This window comes from Hyphomicrobium sp. (assembly GCF_009026145.1).
Lineage (GTDB): Bacteria > Pseudomonadota > Alphaproteobacteria > Rhizobiales > Hyphomicrobiaceae > Hyphomicrobium_A.
This window is the reverse complement of record NZ_WBUE01000057.1, coordinates 1-3,564: the sequence shown is the minus strand read 5'-3', so window position 1 is coordinate 3,564 and position 3,564 is coordinate 1. Positions and strand designations below refer to the sequence as shown.

The 3,564-nt window shown below is 70.8% G+C and carries 3 protein-coding genes; 2 read left to right on the top strand and 1 reads right to left on the bottom strand.

The features are described 5' to 3' along the window. Both F9K20_RS21135 and F9K20_RS21130 read left to right on the top strand, forming a co-directional pair. On the top strand, window positions 1-652 hold a 652-nt coding region (locus F9K20_RS21135; RefSeq protein WP_291006759.1), incomplete at its 5' end, for a Sua5 family C-terminal domain-containing protein. A gap of 312 nt (window positions 653-964) precedes the next feature. Beyond that, window positions 965-2,392 (top strand): FAD-binding oxidoreductase, encoded by a 1,428-nt coding sequence (locus F9K20_RS21130; RefSeq protein ID WP_291006756.1) that lies wholly within the window; start codon window positions 965-967, stop codon window positions 2,390-2,392. On the opposite strand, the gene F9K20_RS21125 is transcribed toward F9K20_RS21130, so the two are convergent. Continuing rightward, a partial coding sequence (locus F9K20_RS21125; RefSeq protein WP_291006753.1) for a hypothetical protein occupies window positions 2,389-3,564 on the bottom strand: 1,176 nt, incomplete at its 5' end. The two genes, F9K20_RS21130 and F9K20_RS21125, sit on opposite strands and share 4 nt — an antisense overlap.

Sequence of the window (3,564 nt, the reverse complement as noted above, 5' to 3'; positions counted from 1 at the left end):
CGCCCGAGCTCCGCCAGCAGCGCCCGACCATCCGGTGGCGCGGGCGCTGCTGGCGGAGCTCGGGCGGCCGCTGGCGGCGCCGTCGGCCAATCGCTCGGGGCGCATCAGCCCCACGCAGGCGGCGCACGTTGCCGCCGACCTCGGCGACAAGGTAGCGATGATCCTCGATGGCGGCCCCACCGCGCACGGCCTCGAGTCGACGATCATCGACGCGCGCGGCGAAGTCCCGGTGCAGTTGCGGCCGGGGGCCATCGCCGTGGAGACGATCGAGCTGGTGCTCGGCGACCGGGTGGTGCGCGGCGATCTCGAGCCCGAGCTACCGAACGCGCCGGGTCAGCTCGCCAGCCACTATGCCCCTGAGGCCCAGGTGCGGCTCGAGGCCAGGGACGTGCGCCAGGGTGAGGCGCTGCTGGCCTTCGGCCCCCGTGTGCCGCCGACCGACGGCCCGGTGATCAATCTCAGCCCGGCCGGCGACCTGACCGAGGCGGCGGCCAACCTGTTCGCGGCCCTGCGCGCCCTCGACGCCAGCGGCGCGCCCGCCATTGCAGTGATGCCCATACCCGATCGAGGCCTCGGCGAGGCGATCAATGACCGCCTACGCCGCGCGGCCGCACCGCGAGGAGGGCCCACGGCCGACCACTTTGATATCTAGCCTGGCCGCGGCGAGTTGCTGGTGGGGCCGACTGTCGCTCGAATACCCTCCCCTCGATGGGGAAGGTCGCGCGGTAGCGCGGGGTGGGGTGAAGGGCTAGGAGTGTCAAACAACAGGTCACTCCAAGTTCTTCCCCCCACCCCTAGCCCCTCCCCACCAAGGGGAGGGGAACCAAAACAGACCCCTGCTCGAGAAACATTGAGGGTTGCAGGGGCGATTTGCCGGGCCATCGATTTCCGGCAACAGTCGCGGCATTCAAGGCGTCGAGGACGAGCCCCCGTGTCCGGCACGCGCGCAGACAGCAGACAGACGATGGCGGCCGACCCCGGTATGCGCGAGCGCGCGCTCGTCCGCATGGCCGAGGTGGTGGGAGCGGCGCACGCCATCGCCGACCCCGATGCTCAGATGCCGTACTTGCGCGAGCTGCGCGGGCTCTACGCCGGAAAGGCCGCGCTGGTGCTGCGTCCCGGCTCGACGCGCGAGGTGGCGCAGCTGCTCGCCATCGCCAACGAGGCGCACATCGGCATCGTCCCGCAGGGCGGCAACACCGGCCTCGTCGGTGGGCAGACACCATCGGCCGATGGCAGCCAGGTCGTGCTGTCGCTGGCGCGGCTCGCCCGCGTGCGCGCCGTCAATGCCGCGGGCGGAACCATGATCGTCGAGGCCGGCGTCACGCTGGCCGACGCGCAGGCCGCCGCCGAACGCGCCGAGCGGCTATTTCCGTTGAGCCTCGCCTCGGAGGCAAGCTGCCAGATCGGCGGCGTGCTGGCGACCAATGCCGGCGGCGTCGCGGTGCTCGCCTACGGCAACGCGCGGGCGCTGACGCTCGGCCTCGAGGTGGTGACCGCAGACGGGCAGGTCTGGGACGGGCTGCGCACCCTGAAAAAAGACAATACCGGCTATGACCTGCGCGACCTGTTCATCGGCTCGGAGGGCACGCTCGGCATCATCACCGCGGCCGCACTGAAGCTCTATCCGCGCCCCGCCGAAACCGCCGTCGCCCTCGCCGCGCTTCCCGACATCGATGCAGTCGCAGCGCTGTTCCGCCTCGCCGAGGCGCGCGGGCACGCCGGGCTGACGGCATTCGAGTTCATGAGCCGCTTCACGCTCGAGCTCGTGACCAAGCACATCCCGGGCACGCGGCTGCCGCTGCGCGAGCCGGCACCCTGGTATGTGCTGCTCGAGCTGTCGAGCCCCGAGCCGGGCGGGATGGCGGAAGCGACGCTGCAGCGCCTGCTCGCCGAGGCGGCGGAGCGCGGCGTTGTCTCCGACGCCGTCATTGCGGCAACGCTGGCCCAGGCGCAGGCCTTGTGGCGCCTACGCGAGAGCGCCTCCGAGGCGCAGCGTCCCGAGGGCGGCAGCATCAAGCACGACGTGTCGGTGCCGGTGGCGCGCATCCCGCAGTTTCTGGCGGCGGCCGGCATGGCGGTCGAGCGCGTGTGCCCCGGGGCGCGCCCGGTGACGTTCGGCCACTATGGCGATGGCAACGTGCACTACAACGTCATGCAGCCGGCCGGCATGGACAAGGGGGCGTTCCTCGCCCTGTGGGAGCCGATGTCGCACGCCGTGCACGATGTGGTCGCTAGCCTTTCCGGCTCGATCTCGGCCGAGCACGGCATCGGTCAGATGAAGCGGCAGGAGCTGTTGCGCTTCAAGAGCCCGCTCGAAATTGCGCTGATGCGCAAGATCAAGGCGGCGCTCGATCGCAACGGCATCCTCAATCCCGGCAAGCTGTTCTAGCTGCTGCGGCGCTTGAGGGGCAGCCGCCAGGAGAAGCGCGGCCACTTCATGGCGGGACGCGGGACGGCGGGCCGCGGAATGGCCGGCGGACGCCAGCTCGCCTTGATCCAATCCTCGGTGCCGAACAGCCACCGCTTGAAGCTGCCGCGCTGGCGGCTGCGGTCGTCGAGCACCAGCTGCGACAGCGTATCGACGTCGGCGCACAACTTCTCGATCGCCGCCAGGCGCTTGGCTCCGTCCTCGTGCACGGCGCCGAGGCGCGCATTGATGAGGTGGATCTCGCCCGAATCGTTGTTGCGCCAGTTGTCGACGGCCCCGGCGAGGGTCTGCTGGTGGGCGCTGATCTTCATCAGCGCATCGTGCACCTCGCTGAGCTCGGCGCTGTAGGCGGCCTGCGCCTCGGCCAGCTTCTGATTTTGCGCGTCGAGGGCCTGCTCGATGGCGGCGATGCGGTCGCCGAGGCTGGCGGCGAGATCGAGCCGGTGCTGCTCGAGGCCGGCGGCGAGCTGTTGCAGCTGCTCGGTGAGCGCGGCCTGCGCCTGCTCGCTGTTCTGCGCGGCGAGACGCACGGCGCTGCGCACCCCGGTAATCTCGTCGGAAAGCGCCGTGATGGCGTTGGCACGCTCAGAGCGCTCGGTGGCCAGCGCCTGCTCGATGGTCCACAGACGATCGGCGAGCCCCGCATCGGACGCAAAGGTCGCATCGCCGTTCGAGCGCGTGTGCAGTGCGCTCTCGATGGCCGAGAGGCGGCTGTCGAGCGGTGAAAGATCGGTGTGCAACGGCATCGGTTGGCGCGCCATCGCCGACTCCAGCGCCGCCAGGCGATCGGCGAAGCCGCGCTCGATATCGGCGAGCCGCTCGAAGAGCCGCTGCACAACGGCATGATCGGCGGTGGACGCTGCGCCGCCAGCGAGGGCTAGCGGACGCTCGTGATCGCTCATCTCGAACGCATGGCCGCCGGTATGCGGAAGCGACCGCGTCGGGCCGATGGAGCCCCAGAAGTCGCGCGACTGGCGCGGGAAGTGGCGCACGATGAGATCAGCGCCCGGGAGATCGCCGCCCACGTCACCAAGGGCCTGCACGACGTCGTCGACGCTCGCCGCGCGACCGGCGTGCGACGCGCGCGAGGCGGCAAGCCGCAACACGTCTTCGAGCTCGGGCGAGCGGCGACG